Genomic DNA, 14795 nt, shown 5'->3' with positions numbered 1-14795 from the left:
ACCCGCCGGGTGGCGGGCGGCCCATCGCGGAAGGTGCTGGTCAGGGGCGGGGCAGGACACAGCCGGGCAGGGTGAGGTCGAGGACGTTCCCGGCGCCGAAGCAGGGCGGGATGATGTACGTCTCCTGGGCGTAGCCGATGCCCTGGTGGACCGTCACCGCGCCGCTCTGGTCGACCTCGCACGGGTTGTTCAGCGTGCAGGACTGGCCGTTCTCGTTGATCGTGTTGTTGACGGCGACCAGCAACCCGCTGTTCGCGTCGACCACCGGCGAGCCGGAGGTGCCGCCGATCACGTTGCAGCCGGACGTGTAGCGGACCGAGTCCTTGAACGTCCAGTCGGCCTCCCGCAGTTGGTACGCGAAACCGTCGACCGAGCAGGAGTAGATCCGCTTCCAGTAACCGGAGACCACACGGATGTCGGCCCCCTGGGCGGGGTGGTCGGCGGAGACGGTCAGCGGGGCGATCCCGTATTGCGCCTGGATCGTGTCGTAACTGGAGTCGAGCTGGTAGATCGACACGTCGGTGTCGGTCATGGCGCCGTAGACCACCTTGACCGCGTTCAGCGTGCCGAGATCGGCGCCGGAGCCGTCGAGCAGGGTGAACGTCCGGCTGGACGGCTGGTCCGTGACCACCTGACCGGGGCCGGGCATGCCGGACTCCAGGCAGTGACCGTTGGACAGGACGAGCGCGGGGTCACTGCCCGCCGAACCGGGCATCCGGACCAGCGAGCCGGAACAGTTGTCGAGCGCCACCGTGCCGGTGAAGTCGACGGCGGCATCCGCCGGGGCGGGGGCGACGGTGGCGGCCCTGGCGCCCGTCGCGACATTCGCGAGGGGGGCGGCATTCGCGAGGGGGGCGGCATCCGCCAGGGGGGCGGCCTGTGCCGGGGCGAGTCCGGCCAGCGTGGTGGCGCCGGCAACCAGGACCGCGGCGAGCACGCCTATGAGCGGCTTCCTCATGAGAGACCTCTCGGTGTGGGGGTCCACCAAAGCTGTCGCGGACATGACGAGATGTCAAGAGGTCCGCCGCCGCGGAGAGGTCACTCGCGAGGGCCGGGGCACGCCCCGGCCGTGGTCATCGGCTACGGCCGACCGGCAGGCTCAACTCCCCTGCCAGTGGCGCCGACCGAGGCTGATCAGGCGCAACTGCAACCGGGCAGTCGCGGCGATCCGCCCCTCTCGGCCCGGATCGGTCTCCTGGGCCTCCAGCGCCTCCAGGAACGCGGCGGCCGTGGACACCATGTGGTCCACGTACAACTCGGCGAGCATCCGCAGGTCGCCCTCGCTCCAGCCCGCCGAGACCGGCTGGAGCCCGAGTGCCGCACCGACCTCCGCCGCGAAACGGCCGAGTTCGGCGTCGATCGCCTCCCGCACCCGTCGGACACCGCCGTGCCGCTCGCGCGCGAGGAAGCGCACGTGCGCACGGTTCTCGCGGACGTGCCGCTGGATGACGTCGACCGCGCGGTCGATCAGCTCCTCGGCACCGCCCGCCCCGACGAGCACCGAGCGGATCATGAGGTGCAGGCTCGCCAGCGACTCCTCGACAAGTGCGACGCCGAGCGCGGCGAGGTCCGGGAAGTGCCGGTAGAACGCGGCCGGCGACAGCCCGGCGGCACGGGTGACCTCGCGGACGCCGAGGCTCGCGAGGTTCTGATCGGCCAGCAGGCGCAGGCCGGCATCCAGCAGCGCCCGGCGGCTCTGCTGCTTCTGGGCCTGTCTGACGCCGACGGTCCGGGGCTGCTCGGCCCCTGCGCTCCGGGGCGACTCGGCCCCCTCAGTGTGATTCACGCCATTCAGTAAACAACTGTTTGCCGAACCTGGCCAGCCCGGCGTAGAGTGAGGCCAACTCGGCGAACACTTGTCAACCGAAACCGGGGTCAAGCCCGGAAGCCGAGACTCAAGCCGAACCCGAAACCGGAAAGGACTGGTCGGCCGTGATCCTGCTCTCCGCCCTCGTCGCCATGGGTGTCCTGATCGGCGCCGCCGCACACACCTCGCTCCCGGTCTTCCTCACCGCCTCCGCCGCGATCACCGCCTGGCTGCTCGCCTTCGGCGCCCGCGAAGGCATCGCCCGCCTGCGGCAGCACTGAGCCCCGCCACCCTCGGCTCCCTCCGCCCCAGCTCCTTTCACCAGAGAGGACCCGCCACCGTCATGAGCACCGTCACCGACCACCAGCCGGCCGCCGCGAGCCGCGGGACCGTCACCGAGGCCGACAACCTCGCCGTCGCCTCCTTCCTGCTCGGCCTCCCCGGCCTGCTGATCTTCAACATCGTCCTCGGTCCGCTGGCCATCGTCCTCGGCACGCTCGCCCTGGTCCGCGGCACCCGTCGGCGCGGCCGGGCGGTCCTCGGCCTCGCGCTCGGCGTCGCCGCGCTCGCCGTCTTCACCGCCACCACCGTGTCGGCGCACGGCGTGATCATGGAGTTCGGCTCCTGAACCGGACCCCCCGTTCCTGAGCCCGGGCCGCCTCCCCACGCGCCGCTGAGCTCCGCGGTTCCGCCCCGCGAACCCGGCCCGCCCCGTACTGTGGCGGCATCGACCGGTGACCACAGGGGGCAGGAGTGACGACCGAGTACGGCAGCGGAGCGCAGCCGGGGAGCGGCGCGGCGGGCGGGAGACTGCTCGCCGTCAGCGACCTGCACATCTCCTACGAGGAGAACCGCGGCCTGGTGGAGAAGCTCCAACCCACCAGCCCCGACGACTGGTTGATCGTCGCCGGTGACGTCGCCGAGCTCTCCACCAGCATCGAGTGGGCGCTCGGACTGCTCGCCGAACGCTTCGCCCGCGTGGTGTGGGCCCCCGGCAACCACGAGCTGTGGACCCACCCCGAGGACCCGGTGCAGCTGCGCGGCGTGGCCCGCTACGAGCACCTGGTCGCCATGTGCCGCCGGCTCGGGGTACTCACCCCCGAGGACCCGTACCCGGTCTGGCAGGGGACCGGCGGGCCGGTCGTCGTCGCCCCGCTCTTCCTCCTCTACGACTACTCCTTCCGTGCGCCGGGCACGACCACCAAGGAGGAGTCCCTGGCGGCCGCCTACGAGAGCGGCATCGTGTGCGCGGACGAGCGGATGCTGCACCCCGATCCGTTCCCGGACCGCGACTCCTGGTGCCGCGAGCGCGTCCGGCTGACCGAACAGCGGCTCGCGGCCTGCGATCCGGACCTTCCGCTCGTCCTGGTCAACCACTACCCGCTGGTCCGCCACCCCACCGAGATCCTCTGGTACCCCGAGTTCGCCCAGTGGTGCGGCACCGAGCTGACCGCCGACTGGCACCGTCGCTTCAACACCGCCGCGATGATCTACGGCCACCTCCACATCCCGCGCAAGACCAGCTACGACGGCGTGCCCTTCGAGGAGGTCTCGCTCGGCTACCCGCGCGAGTGGCGCCGCCGCGGCCTGCCGGACCCGCTGCTGCGGGAGGTGTTCCCGCGGGCGGCGGACTGACGGCCCGGCCGGGTGTCGGGCCGTCACCTTCTCCTGATCGTCCGCCATGCCCGTCCCTGAGTCCTCCCGCTCCTCAGTCGTCCGCCATACCCGTTCCTTGGCCCTTCCTCTGAGCTCTTCCTTCCTCTGAGTCCTTTCTCGCTCTGAGCCCTTCTTCGGTCACCTCCCTGTGGTCCCGCCTTCTCCCGTCGGTCGGGTCAGTCCGTCGCGATCGCGCGCAGGATGTCCAACCGCGCCGCCCGACCCGCCGGGCGGAGCCCGGCCACCGCGCCCGCCAGCAGACCGGCCGCCAGGACCACTGCCAGCTGCAGGGGCGGTATCGCGAACGAACCCGTCCCGGCGCTGTCCGAGGCCCGCACGAGCGCCCAGCCGAGGAAGGCCCCGAGTCCGAGCCCGCCGACCGTCCCGAAAGCGGCCACCAGCACCGACTCCCAGCGCACCATGCCCCGCAACTGCGCCCTGGTCTGGCCGACCGCCCGCAGCAGGCCCAACTCCCCGGTCCGCTCGTGCACCGCCAGCGTCAGCGTGTTGGCGATGCCCAGCAGCGCGATCAGCACCGCCAGCGCCAGCAGGGCGTAGACCACCGAGAGCATCATGTCGACCCCGGACGCCGCGCTCGCCGCGTACTCCGCCCGGTCCTGCACTTGCGGACCGCCGAACGGGACCAGCGCCCGCTGCACTGCCGCCTTGCCGGCCGCCGGGGAGACGCCGGCCTGCAGCCCGACCGCGACCAGGGTGTCGCTGTCCTGCCCCCGGTGGGGCGCCCAGGCCTGGCGGGTTATCAGGTAGTCCCCCGCCAGCCCGCCGCCCTCGTAGAGCGCGCGGATGCTGAAGGAACCGCTCGCGCCGTCCGCGAAGGCGACCGTCACGCTCTGGCCGAGCTTCCAACCCTGCTGCTCCGCCTCCCCGCGGGAGACCGCCAGGCCGTCCGTGCCGAGCGCGTCCAACGAGCCCTCGACCCGGCCGAGGTCGACGATCCCGGCCAGCCGGGCCGGATCGGTGACGTCCAGCACCCGGCCGTGACCGTCGATCCGGGCCACGCCGCGGCCGAGGCCCACCGTCTGCCGCACCTCGGGCAGCCCCGCGAGCGCGTCGGCCACCTTGGGGCTGATCCCGCTGCCGCCCGCGCCGAACGACGGTGCGGTGACGGCGAGATCGCCCGCGAAGGACTTGTCGACCGTGTCGTCCAGGGTGGCCTTGATCGACGCACCGAAGACGGTGAACAGCGTCACCACCGCGACCCCGATCATGAGCGCGCTCGCCGTGGCCGCCGTCCGGCGCGGGTTGCGGGCCGCGTTGCGCCGGGCCAGGGTGCCCGAGACCCCGCGCAGCCGGGGCAGCGGCGCGCCCAGGACCCGTACCGCGAACGCCGCCGCGACCGGCCCGAGCACCACCACGCCGACCAGCACCGCGAGCGCCCCGCCGGCCGTCAGGAGCACCGACGGACCGTCCGTGGCACCGAGCACCGCCACCGGCACCCCTCCCGCCACCAGCAGGCCCCCGAGCAGCACCCGCAGGACGCCCGAACGTCCTTGGGCCGCCCGGTCGACGCCGGTCTCGCGCAGCGCCGCCAGCGGTGCCGTCCGCCCGGCCCGCACGGCGGGCAGCAGCGCCGAGCCCACCGCGACCAGCGTCCCGACCGCGAGCGGCAGCGCCACCGCGGCCGTGCTGATCACCATGCCGCCGGTCGGCAGCGCGAAGCCGAGCGCCGAGAACAGCGCCTTGAGCCCGGTCGCCACCCCGATCCCGCCCAGCAGCCCGCCGAGCGAGGCCAGCACGCCGACCGCCAGCGCCTCGGCGAGCGTCGCCGCGAGCACCTGGCCGCGGACCGCGCCGAGCGCCCGCAGCAGCGCGTTCTCCCCCGTCCGCTGGGCGACCACGATCGCGAAGGTGTTGTGGATGGTGAACGTGGCCACCAGCAGTGCGATCCCGGCGAAGACCAGCAGCAGCGTGGTGAACATGCTCAGGAAGCGCCCGGACAGCTGCTGGGTGCTCTCCCGGGTGGCCGCCGCGCCGGTGACCGCCTGCACCCCGGCCGGCAACCGCGGCGCGATCCGGGCCGCCAGGTCCTGCTGGGACACCCCACCCGCCGCGCGGACCTGGATCGAACTGGCCTGCCCCGCGCCCTTGGGCGTGAGGTGGCGCTCGGCGTCCGCGAACGTCATCGCCGTGAAGGTGCTCGGCCCCATGCCGTCCGCGCTCGCACCGAAGGTCGCGATGCCGACGACGGTGACCGGCACCGGATCGGGCGTGCGCAGCACGGTGGTCGAACCGATGTGCAGCCCACCGCTCTTGGCGGCCCCCCGGTTGACCACGACCTCGCCCGGGGCGGCCGGCGCCCGGCCCTCGGCCAGCCGGTAGGGGTTGAGCCGACCGTCGGCGAGCCAGTTCCCCGCGAGGGTGGGCGGGCCCTGGCCACCGATCGGTCTGCCGTCGGCGCCGACGAGTTGGCCCGCACCCTGGACGGACGGCTCGGCCGCCGCGACCCCGGGCACGGCGCGCAGCCGGTCGGCGAGCGCCGCGTCCACCGGTGCCCGGACGCCGCCGGCCGACCCCGGGGAGTCGAGCACGTCGGCGCTGCGCACGACGACGTCGGTGCCCGCGTTGGCATCGGCGAAGAGGGTGTCGAAGTTGGCCCGCAGGGTGTCTCCCAGCACCATCGTGCCGGTGAGGAAGCTGACGCCGAGCAGAACGGACAGGAGCGTGCCGGCCAGCCGCCGTTTGTGAGCGCGCAGCGAGCGCAGGCCGAGGCGCAGGACGACCGGGTTGAGGACCGTCACGACCGCCCCCGTTCGAAGGCCTTCATCCGGTCCAGCACCAGCCCGGACGTGGGCCGCTCCATCCGGTCCACCAGGCGCCCGTCGGCGAGGAACAGCGCCTCGTCGGCGTACCCGGCCGCCGTCGGGTCGTGGGTGACCATGACGACGGCCCGGCCCATCTCGTCCACCGCACGGCGCAGCAGGCCGAGGACCTCGCCGCCGGTGCGGGAGTCGAGGTTGCCCGTCGGCTCGTCGGCGAAGACCACCTGCGGCCGCCCGGCCAGCGCCCGGGCCACCGCGACCCGCTGCTGCTGACCGCCGGAGAGCTCGCTCGGCCGGTGGTGCAGCCGGTCGCCGAGGCCGACGACGTCGACGAGAGTCGTCAGCCAGGCCTCGTCGGGGGCGGCCCCGGCAAGGTCCAGCGGGAGGGTGATGTTCTCCCGGACGGTGAGCGTGGGCACCAGGTTGAACGCCTGGAACACGAAGCCGAGACGCTCCCGGCGCAGCAGCGTGAGCCGCCGGTCGCCCAGCGGGCCGAGCTCGGTGTCCCCGATCCACGCGCGGCCGGCCGTGAGGATGTCGAGGCCGGCCGCGCAGTGCATCAGGGTGGACTTGCCCGAGCCGGACGGTCCCATGATCGCGGTGAAGCGCCCGGCCGGGAACTCCACCGTGACGCGGTCCAGCGCCCGGACCTGCGTGCCGCCGACGCCGTAGACCTTCACGGCGTCGACGACCCGGGCGGCGGTGCCGCGTACGACGTCGAGGGTCGTCACTTCCCGACACCTCCCCGCGCCCCGTCGCGCGGTGACCGCGGCGACTCGCTGAGCACGGCCCGCTTCGAGCGGTACTCCTCGGCGTCGATGTCGCCCTCGGCGTAGCGGCGTCCGAGGACGGCCAGCGGGTGATCGGTGCCCGCGCGGTACCCGCAGCCGCGGCGCCAGACCGTCCGGCGCAGCACGAAGATCACCAGGAACACGACGGCGATCCAGATCAGCGGGAAGAACAGGATCCAGGGACCGGGCCCGTGCCCGTCCCAGTCGGCGAGCAGCGTGTACATGAGTGGTTCATCTCCTCGGCGTTGGGCCTCCAGGACCTCGGGCGGTTTCCCGAGGTGACTAGAGCGTCCCGCCGGGCGGTCTCATCACGCGTCCCACCGGTAGAGGCAGTTGGGGTACTCCCGGGGGAGTACGAGCGGGCCGCGACACGCCGGGGAGGAAGTAGCCGGGAGGCGAAGCAGTCGGAGCAGGTCCGGGCCGGGGCGGCGGCTGCCCGGGCGGCCCGGCCGCGAGGAGGGGCGCCGGGGCCCCGGCCGCTCAGCCCAGCCAACCCGGCCGCTCACCCCAGCCAGCCCGGCAGCTCAGCCCAGCCAGCCCGGCCGCACGAGCCCCGACTCGTAAGCGAGTACGACGAGTTGCGCCCGGTCCCGCACGCCGAGCTTCACCATCGCCCGGCTGACGTGCGTCTTCGCCGTCAACGGGCTCACCACCAGCCGCCGCGCGATCTCCTCGTTCGACAACCCCATCCCCACGAGCGCCAGCACCTCGCGCTCCCGCTCGGTGAGCCCGGAGACGTCCGCCAGTCCCGCCGGCGCCGCCTCCGGCGCCTTCGAACGGGCCGCGAACTCGCCGATCAGCCGCCGTGTCACGCCCGGGGAGAGCAGTGCGTCCCCCGCGACGGCGACCCGGATCGCGCGGAGCAGGTCGGCCGGGTCGGTGTCCTTGACCAGGAAGCCCGCGGCCCCCGACCGCAGCGCCTCGAAGACGTACTCGTCCAGCTCGAAGGTGGTCAGCACGACCACCCGGACGGAGGACAGCGCCGGGTCCTCGGCGATCCGCCTGGTCGCCTCCAGGCCGTCCATCCGCGGCATCCGGATGTCCATCAGGACGACGTCCGGCACGAGTTCGCGGGCGAGCAGCACCGCGGCCTCGCCGTCGTCCGCCTCCCCGACCACGGTGATGTCGTCCTGCAGCGACAGCAGGGCCCGGAAGCCCGCCCGCACCAGCAGTTGGTCGTCCGCCAGCAGTACCCGGATCACTCGCCCTCCGCCTTCGGTGTCGGCAGCTCCGCCCGTACCCGGAAGCCGCCGTCCGGCAGCGCTCCCGCGGAGATGGTGCCACCGAAAGCGCCCGCCCGTTCCCGCATGCCGGCCAGCCCGCTGCCCGATCCGCCGGCGTCGCCGAGCACCGCGGGGCCCGGGTCCTCGACCCTGACGACGAGCGCCTCCGGATCCGTCCAGTCCAGGACGACGACCGCCTCGCGCGCCGCCGAGTGCCGGACGACGTTGGTCAGCGCCTCCTGGACGATCCGGAAGGCGGTGAGGTCGGCCGCGGCGCTCAGGGGCCGCCGGTCGCCCAGCTCGTGCACCTCGGCCGTGAGCCCCACCCGGTCGGCCTGGTCGGTGAGTTCGTCGAGCCGGTCCAGCCCGGGCGCCGGACCGCGCGGCGCCGCCCCGGGCCCGCGCAGCGTCGCGAGCACCTGGCGGACCTCGCCGAGCGCCTCCTTGCTGGTCGACTTGATGGTGGCCAGCGCCGCGCGGGCCTCCTCCGGCCGCTGGTCCAGCAGCGCGAGCCCGACCCCCGCCTGGATGTTGATCAGCGACAGGCTGTGGGCCAGGATGTCGTGCAGCTCCCGGGCCATCTTGAGCCGTTCCTCGTTGGCCCGGCGCTGTTCCAGCTGCTGCCGGTAGGCCCGGTGGGCGGCGATCCGCTCACGCCGGAACCGGATGATCTCGGCGATCGCCATTACGAGCAACAGCCAGGCCAGCAGGCCGAGTTCCTGCTGCCACGAGAACGCTGTGCGCGGCACGCGCTGCCAGCCGTCCGGCAGCACGAAGGTGACCAGGACGTGCACCAGGTACACCCCCGCCATCCCCGCCCAGGCCGCCCTGCGGTGCCCGCGGGCGATCGCGAAGCAGCAGGCGATCAGCCAGCTCGCGAACACCGGCCCGTAGGGGTACCCGGCGGCCAGGTACCCCGCGGTGACGACGGAGGTGCCCGCCACCGCCACCACCGGCCGGTTGCGGCACACCACCAGCAGGGCCGGGCCGAGCAGCAGCAGGACGTAGCCGAACGCGTCCAGCGGGACCCGCCCGCTCTGGTGCCGTCCGGCGAACGTCGACCCGACCACCTGCACCACGGCGACGCCCGCCGCGAGCCCCAGCGACCGGCCGCCCCGGGCCCCCCGCACCCACGGCGGACGCCACGGCTCGGGCGGCGGCCCGGAGGCGGGCGTGGGGCCGGGCCCGGAGACTGGCTCGGCTCCGACCGCAGGCTCGGTCCCGGCCGAGGGCTCGGTCCCGCTGCGGCCGGGCGGCCGCTCCGACGGCGGCGGGGACATCGGCGGCATCATGCCCGGAAGGCTAGACCCGCGCCCCGCCCGCGCGCGTCCTCCACCAGTGGCGTTCGGGCGTACTCCCCCGGGAGTACGCCCCTGCGGGCCGCGCCCGAGACCCGGCCGCCGCGGCTCACCCCCTCGCAGCCGCGCCGGCCTCCGCACCGGCCGCCCCGGTCCCGGCTCCAGGCCCGGCCGCTGCCTCCGCCGCCGCCTCCGCCGCCTCGAAGGTCGCCGACGGCTCCGGCCGGACCAGCGTGACCACAAGACCGCCCTCCCCCACGTCCGCGATCAGCGTGTCCCCCTCCCGTACCGTGCCGTCCAGCAGCAGGTTGGAGAGCCGGTTGTCCAGCTCCGACTGGATCGTCCGGCGCAGCGGCCGGGCCCCGAACTCCGGCTGGTAGCCCCGGTTGACCAGGAACTCCTTGGCCGCCTCGGTGACCTCCAGCCGTACGTCCTGCGCCTTCAGCCGGCGCCGGCTGCGCTCCAGCAGCAGGTCCACGACGGACAGCAGGTCCTTGCGGGTGAGCGCGTGGAAGACGATCACCTCGTCGATCCGGTTGAGGAACTCCGGCCGGAAGTGCTGGCGGAGGTCCCGCATCAGGTCGTCCCTGATCTCCCGGACGTCGCCCGCGTGGTCGAGGATCCGCTGCGAGCCGATGTTGCTCGTCATGATCACCACGGTGTTGCGGAAGTCGACCGTGCGCCCCTGGGAGTCGGTCAGCCGCCCGTCGTCCATCACCTGGAGCAGCAGGTTGAAGACGTCCGGGTGCGCCTTCTCCACCTCGTCGAACAGCAGCACGCTGTACGGCTTGCGGCGCACCGCCTCGGTGAGCTGCCCGGCCTCGTCGTAGCCGACGTACCCGGGCGGCGAACCGACCAGCCGGGAGACGGTGTGCCTCTCCTGGAACTCGCTCATGTCGAAGCGGACCATCCGGTCCGGGTCCCCGAACAGCAGCGCCGCGAGTGCCTTCGCGAGCTCCGTCTTGCCGACGCCGGTCGGCCCGAGGAAGAGGAAGGAGCCGGTCGGCCGCTCCGGGTCGCCCATCCCGGCCCGGCCGCGGCGCACCGCCTGGGACACCGCGGTGACCGCCTCGTCCTGGCCGATCACCTTCTCGTGCAGGTGCTCCTCCAGCTTGAGCAGCCGCTCCTTCTCGGTCGCGTTCAGCTCCGCCACCGGGATGCCGGTCCGGGAGGAGAGCACCTGCGCGATGTCGTCCGCGGTGACCGCCACGACCTCCTCGCGGGACTCGGCGACCGCCGCCAGCTCGTCCTCGGTCTGCCGCAGTTCGGTCTTCAGGTTGGCGGCCCGCACGAACTCCTCGTCCGCGACGGCCTCCTCCAGCTCCCGCTTGAGCTTGGTGATCCGGTCCTGCACCGAGGTCGCCGCGGTCGAGCCGGACAGGCTGCGCAGCCGCACGCGCGCGCCCGCCTGGTCCAGCAGGTCGATCGCCTTGTCGGGCAGGAAGCGGTCGCTGACGTACCGGTCCGAGAGCGTCGCCGCCGCGTCCAGCGCGTCGTCGCCGAACCGCACCTGGTGGTGCGCCTCGTACGCGTCGCGCAGCCCCCGGAGGATCTCCACCGTCTCCTCGACGCTCGGCTCCGGCACCAGCACCGGCTGGAAGCGGCGCTCCAGCGCGGCGTCCTTCTCCACGTGCTTGCGGTACTCGTCCAGCGTCGTCGCCCCGACCACGCTCAACTCGCCGCGGGCGAGGGCCGGTTTGAGGATGTTGCCGGCGTCCATCGAACCCTCGCCGCCACCGCCCGCGCCGACCACCGTGTGCAACTCGTCCAGGAACAGGACCACGCTCTTCTCGGCCGCCGTGACCTCGTCGATCACGTTCTTCAGCCGCTCCTCGAACTCCCCCCGGTACTTCGAGCCCGCCACCAGCGCGGTCAGGTCCAGGGTGACCACGCGCTTGTCCCTGAGGCTCTGCGGCACGTCCCCCGAGACGATCCGCTGCGCCAGCCCCTCCACGATCGCCGTCTTGCCGACGCCCGGCTCGCCGATCAGCACCGGGTTGTTCTTGGTGCGGCGGGACAGGATCTCGACGGTCTGCTCGATCTCCTCGGCCCGACCGACCACCGGGTCCAGCCGGCCCGAGCGGGCCTCCTCGGTGAGGTCCCGCCCGTACTCGTCGAGCGTCGGCGTCTCACTCGGGTGCGCGCCCGTACTGCTGCGCTCCCCGCCGACGCCACGCCCGTCCAGCACCGTCTTCAGCGCCTCCTGCGAGGGCGCCGCGTTGCGCAGTGCCGCCCCCGCGCCCGAGCGCTCCTGGTCCAGCAGCGCACCGAGGATGTGCTCCGGGCCGATGTACGACGCCCCCGCCGCCTGCGAACGGGCGTGCGCCGCGAGCAGCGCGCGCTTGGCCGAGGGGGTGAGCGCCGGCTGCCCGTCCACCGCCGGTACGGGGCCGGACGGCAGCGCCTGCTCCAGGTCCGCGGACAGCTCGTCCGGATCGATGCCCGCCCGCGCCAGCATCCGGCGCGAGGGCTCCACCCGGGTGGCCGCCCAGACCAGGTGCGCGGTGTCGAGGTCGCTGCTCCCGTCCTCCGCCGCGCGGTGCGCCGCCAGCGCCAGCAGCTCCTGCGACGACTCGCTCAGCAACCGGCCGATCGGCACCCGCTGAACGGCGGGCGGGGAGGCCAGCGGACTCATCCCGAAGAACCGGCTGAGCAGGTCGGAGAACGGATCGCTGGATCCGAACGGGGGCATGGTCACGACGGCTCACCTCTCCCAAGCGGTTTGCTGCCACACAAACACAGGCCGTGGCGGCCCGCCTCCGGAAGCTCCGGCGCGCTCACCCGGTGAAGCGGTCCGGCAACACGCCCCCGCTGTACGTCACCGCCGTCGCCGGCAGCCCGCCCGCGACGTTGCGCAGCACCGCGCGCCCCGGCCCCGCCCCGCCGAGCCGGCGCTCGTCCCCCCCGGACGGCGTCAGCGCCACCACCATCACCACCACCGCCACCACCGTCACCGGAAGCCGCCACGACTCCGGCGGCAACAGCACCGCCGGCAAAGGGACCAGCGCCCCGAGGGTGAACGCGGCGGCACTCGCCAGCGCCGCCTGCCACGGATCGGTCAGCGCCTGCGAGTCGAGGCCGAGCTCGGTCTGCGTGCGCCCCGAGGGCCTCCCGCTGGTCAGCGCCACCGCACCTCCCGCGCGAGCCCGTCCGTCAACCCGCTCTCCCGGTAGTAGTCCGTCAACTCGTCGAGCTCCCCCTCCAAGTCCTCCGCCGGCTCCCGCCGCTCCTTCGCCAACCCGGCCCGCTCGGTGTCCCGTTGGGTGCTGACCGACACGTACTCGCCGGCCGCCGCCGACATCGCCCCCGCGAGCAGCCCCGTCACCCCCGCCACCAACAGCGCGGCCCGCGACCCCGCCGACCCCGCGACACCCGTCACGATCCCCGCCGTCGACACCACCCCGTCATCGGCCCCGAGCGCCGCAGCCCGCGACCAGTTCAACCGCGCCGACAACGCCGCCCGCGACTCATCCACCCCCGGCCCTCACCCGCCACCCACACCCCTCGCCTCCCGACGGGCCAAAATGCGCCCCTCACCCCCACGCCCCACAACGCCGACGGGCCGGTTCAGGAATGACTCCTGAACCGGCCCTTCGAGACAACTGGTGGGCGCGGACGGTTTCGAACCGCCGACATCTGCTTTGTAAGAGCAGCGCTCTACCACTGAGCTACGCGCCCCCCGTCGCAGCCCGGTGGGGGCACGACGACTGCCTAGGGTACCTGGTCGTCGGGGGTGGTGTGGTGCGGGTGGGCGGGGAGTGGGGTGGGTGGGGGTGACGGTGGGGTGGGGTGATCGGGGACAATGGCGGGCGGATCAGCGGTCGGAGCAGGGAGCGCGCAGTGTCGGTGGGACGGCGTCGGGCAGGGAGCGGGCTGGCCGAGGCGCTGGTGCTGCCGGTGGTGCTGGCCGGTGCGCTGGGCGCGGTCGGGCTGGCGTCGGCCGGCGGTGGCGGCGGCTGGTGGGGGCGGCGCGGTGGCGACGGCGTGCGGGCGGACGCGCGCGCCGCGCGGGACGCCGCGCAGGAGGCGTTCTACGAGCTGGACTCGACGCAGCGCGAGGTGCAGCTGGCGGTGGAGACCGTCCGGGCCGCAGGGAACGCCGCGACCTCGCAGCGCACGCAGACGGACTTCGACGCGATCTCCGGCCGGGTCGACCAGGTCACCGTGAACTACCTGGCCGCGCTGGACGCGTACGACCTGGACGACGAAACACTGGACGCCGCCGCGGCGGCCCGGGCCCGGCGCGTCCTGGAGGACGTGCGGGGCCAGCTGGGCTCCGCGCGGGCCGAGCTGAACGACTTCCTGCAGCGTCTCCAGCCGGTGCTCCAGCACGCCGAGCAGCAGTTGATGCGGGTCACCCCGGCGGTCGAGCAGGCGAAGCGCGCGCTGCTCGCGGCGAGCAACGCGCTGGACGCCGCGCGCGGTGCGGGCCTGCGGGCGGACGACCTGGCGGCCCGGCTGGCCGAGCTGGCACCGGAGCTGGGCCGGCTGAACGAGGGCGCCGCCCGGCACGGCGTGGCGGCGACGCTGCAGCGGGCGGAGGCCGTCGCGCAGCAGGCCGGAGCGATCACGGCCGACGCCGCGCAGCTGCCCGAGCGCGCGCGGGAGATCGATCGCCGGCTGTCCAGCCTGCGGACCCGCGTCCAGGCGCTGGAGACCAAGGCCGAGACGGTCGGGCCCGCGCTGAGCGAGCTGCGCCGCCGGTTCAGCACGGCCTGCTGGCAGGACCTGCAGCGGGTGCCGGAGCAGGTGGCGGAGGCCGGCCGGTCGGCGGAGGGGAAGCTGGCGGAGGCGGCGCGGGCGCGCGACGAGCAGCGTTGGGCGGACGCGACCGGCGCGATCGGTACGGTGCGCGCCCTGCTGGACACCGCGGACGGCTCGGTGGCCGCGGTCAACGAGCGGCTGCGGCAGCTGAACGAGGTGCAACACGACCCGAGCCGGGAGGTCGAGCGGGCCCGCTTCGCCGTCCGGGACGCGCAGCGGCTCGCGATGGCCGGCCGGCACGCGCCGGACCCGCGGCACGCCGCGCCGCTGGACGAGGCCGTCACGCGGATCGACCGGGCGCTCGTGACGCTGGAGGCGGGCGGCCGGCATCCGGACTACTGGCTCTTCCTGAGCGAACTGGCGGCGGCCCGGGACACCGCGGCCCGGGTGATCGAGCTGATCCGCGGCGACCTCGGATCCCACCGCTGAGCCGCGGCAGCCTCGGATCCCACCGCTGAGCCACCCGACCGGCCCGC

At 74.1% G+C, this 14795-nt stretch carries 12 protein-coding genes, 1 tRNA gene and 1 pseudogene; 4 read left to right on the top strand and 10 right to left on the bottom strand.

Annotated elements, in window-relative coordinates:
* Nucleotides 1–40 precede the first annotated feature (40 nt).
* Together AB0C76_RS07845 and AB0C76_RS07840 are read right to left on the bottom strand one after the other, a co-directional pair.
* On the bottom strand, nucleotides 41–958 hold the full coding sequence (locus AB0C76_RS07845) for a trypsin-like peptidase domain-containing protein (protein WP_359961298.1): 918 nt from the start codon (nucleotides 956–958) through the stop codon (nucleotides 41–43).
* A 141-nt stretch (nucleotides 959–1099) separates the two neighbouring features.
* On the bottom strand, nucleotides 1100–1786 hold the full coding sequence (locus AB0C76_RS07840; protein ID WP_359961295.1) for a TetR family transcriptional regulator: 687 nt from the start codon (nucleotides 1784–1786) through the stop codon (nucleotides 1100–1102).
* Between the two features lie 146 nt (nucleotides 1787–1932).
* Between AB0C76_RS07840 and AB0C76_RS07835 the strand changes: the two genes are divergently transcribed.
* The 3 genes from AB0C76_RS07835 (at nucleotide 1933) to AB0C76_RS07825 (ending at nucleotide 3442) form a co-directional block, all read left to right on the top strand.
* Nucleotides 1933–2088, top strand: a complete 156-nt coding sequence (locus AB0C76_RS07835; RefSeq protein ID WP_359961292.1) for a hypothetical protein — start codon at nucleotides 1933–1935, stop codon at nucleotides 2086–2088.
* A gap of 62 nt (nucleotides 2089–2150) precedes the next feature.
* On the top strand, nucleotides 2151–2435 hold the full coding sequence (locus AB0C76_RS07830; RefSeq protein WP_359961289.1) for a DUF4190 domain-containing protein: 285 nt from the start codon (nucleotides 2151–2153) through the stop codon (nucleotides 2433–2435).
* A gap of 125 nt (nucleotides 2436–2560) precedes the next feature.
* Nucleotides 2561–3442: a metallophosphoesterase gene (locus AB0C76_RS07825; RefSeq protein WP_359961286.1), complete on the top strand. Its 882-nt coding sequence runs from the start codon at nucleotides 2561–2563 to the stop codon at nucleotides 3440–3442.
* Between the two features lie 197 nt (nucleotides 3443–3639).
* On the opposite strand, the gene AB0C76_RS07820 is transcribed toward AB0C76_RS07825, so the two are convergent.
* The 8 genes and pseudogenes from AB0C76_RS07820 to AB0C76_RS07785 all read right to left on the bottom strand — a co-directional run bounded on the left by AB0C76_RS07820 (nucleotide 3640) and on the right by AB0C76_RS07785 (nucleotide 13233).
* Nucleotides 3640–6222, bottom strand: a complete 2583-nt coding sequence (locus AB0C76_RS07820) for an ABC transporter permease (protein ID WP_359961283.1) — start codon at nucleotides 6220–6222, stop codon at nucleotides 3640–3642.
* A complete protein-coding gene (locus AB0C76_RS07815) occupies nucleotides 6219–6974 on the bottom strand; it encodes an ABC transporter ATP-binding protein (protein WP_359961280.1) in 756 nt (251 codons plus the stop codon). The genes AB0C76_RS07820 and AB0C76_RS07815 overlap by 4 nt, the downstream gene beginning before the upstream one ends.
* Complete coding sequence (locus AB0C76_RS07810) at nucleotides 6971–7258, bottom strand: SHOCT domain-containing protein (protein WP_359961277.1); 288 nt, start codon at nucleotides 7256–7258, stop codon at nucleotides 6971–6973. Before AB0C76_RS07810 ends, AB0C76_RS07815 begins: the two co-directional genes overlap by 4 nt.
* Nucleotides 7259–7558: 300 nt before the next feature.
* Nucleotides 7559–8236 (bottom strand): response regulator transcription factor, encoded by a 678-nt coding sequence (locus AB0C76_RS07805; RefSeq protein WP_359961274.1) that lies wholly within the window; start codon nucleotides 8234–8236, stop codon nucleotides 7559–7561.
* The gene (locus tag AB0C76_RS07800) at nucleotides 8233–9549 is read right to left on the bottom strand and encodes a sensor histidine kinase (RefSeq protein ID WP_359961271.1); all 1317 of its coding nucleotides are present in this window, start codon (nucleotides 9547–9549) and stop codon (nucleotides 8233–8235) included. Before AB0C76_RS07800 ends, AB0C76_RS07805 begins: the two co-directional genes overlap by 4 nt.
* Nucleotides 9550–9664: 115 nt before the next feature.
* Nucleotides 9665–12247: an AAA family ATPase gene (locus tag AB0C76_RS07795; RefSeq protein ID WP_359961662.1), complete on the bottom strand. Its 2583-nt coding sequence runs from the start codon at nucleotides 12245–12247 to the stop codon at nucleotides 9665–9667.
* Between the two features lie 85 nt (nucleotides 12248–12332).
* A pseudogene (locus tag AB0C76_RS07790) lies at nucleotides 12333–13030 on the bottom strand (VIT1/CCC1 transporter family protein).
* A gap of 128 nt (nucleotides 13031–13158) precedes the next feature.
* Nucleotides 13159–13233: transfer RNA gene (locus tag AB0C76_RS07785), tRNA-Val, on the bottom strand.
* Nucleotides 13234–13401: 168 nt separating this feature from the next.
* Between AB0C76_RS07785 and AB0C76_RS07780 the strand changes: the two genes are divergently transcribed.
* Entirely contained in the window at nucleotides 13402–14748 is a 1347-nt protein-coding gene (locus AB0C76_RS07780) for a hypothetical protein (protein WP_359961268.1), read from the top strand.
* Nucleotides 14749–14795: the final 47 nt, after the last annotated feature.

It is taken from the genome of Kitasatospora sp. NPDC048722 (assembly GCF_040650235.1).
In the GTDB taxonomy this organism is placed as follows: Bacteria; Actinomycetota; Actinomycetes; order Streptomycetales; family Streptomycetaceae; genus Kitasatospora.
Note: the sequence above shows the minus strand (reverse complement) of the source record. Positions and strands in the feature narration are given on the sequence as shown.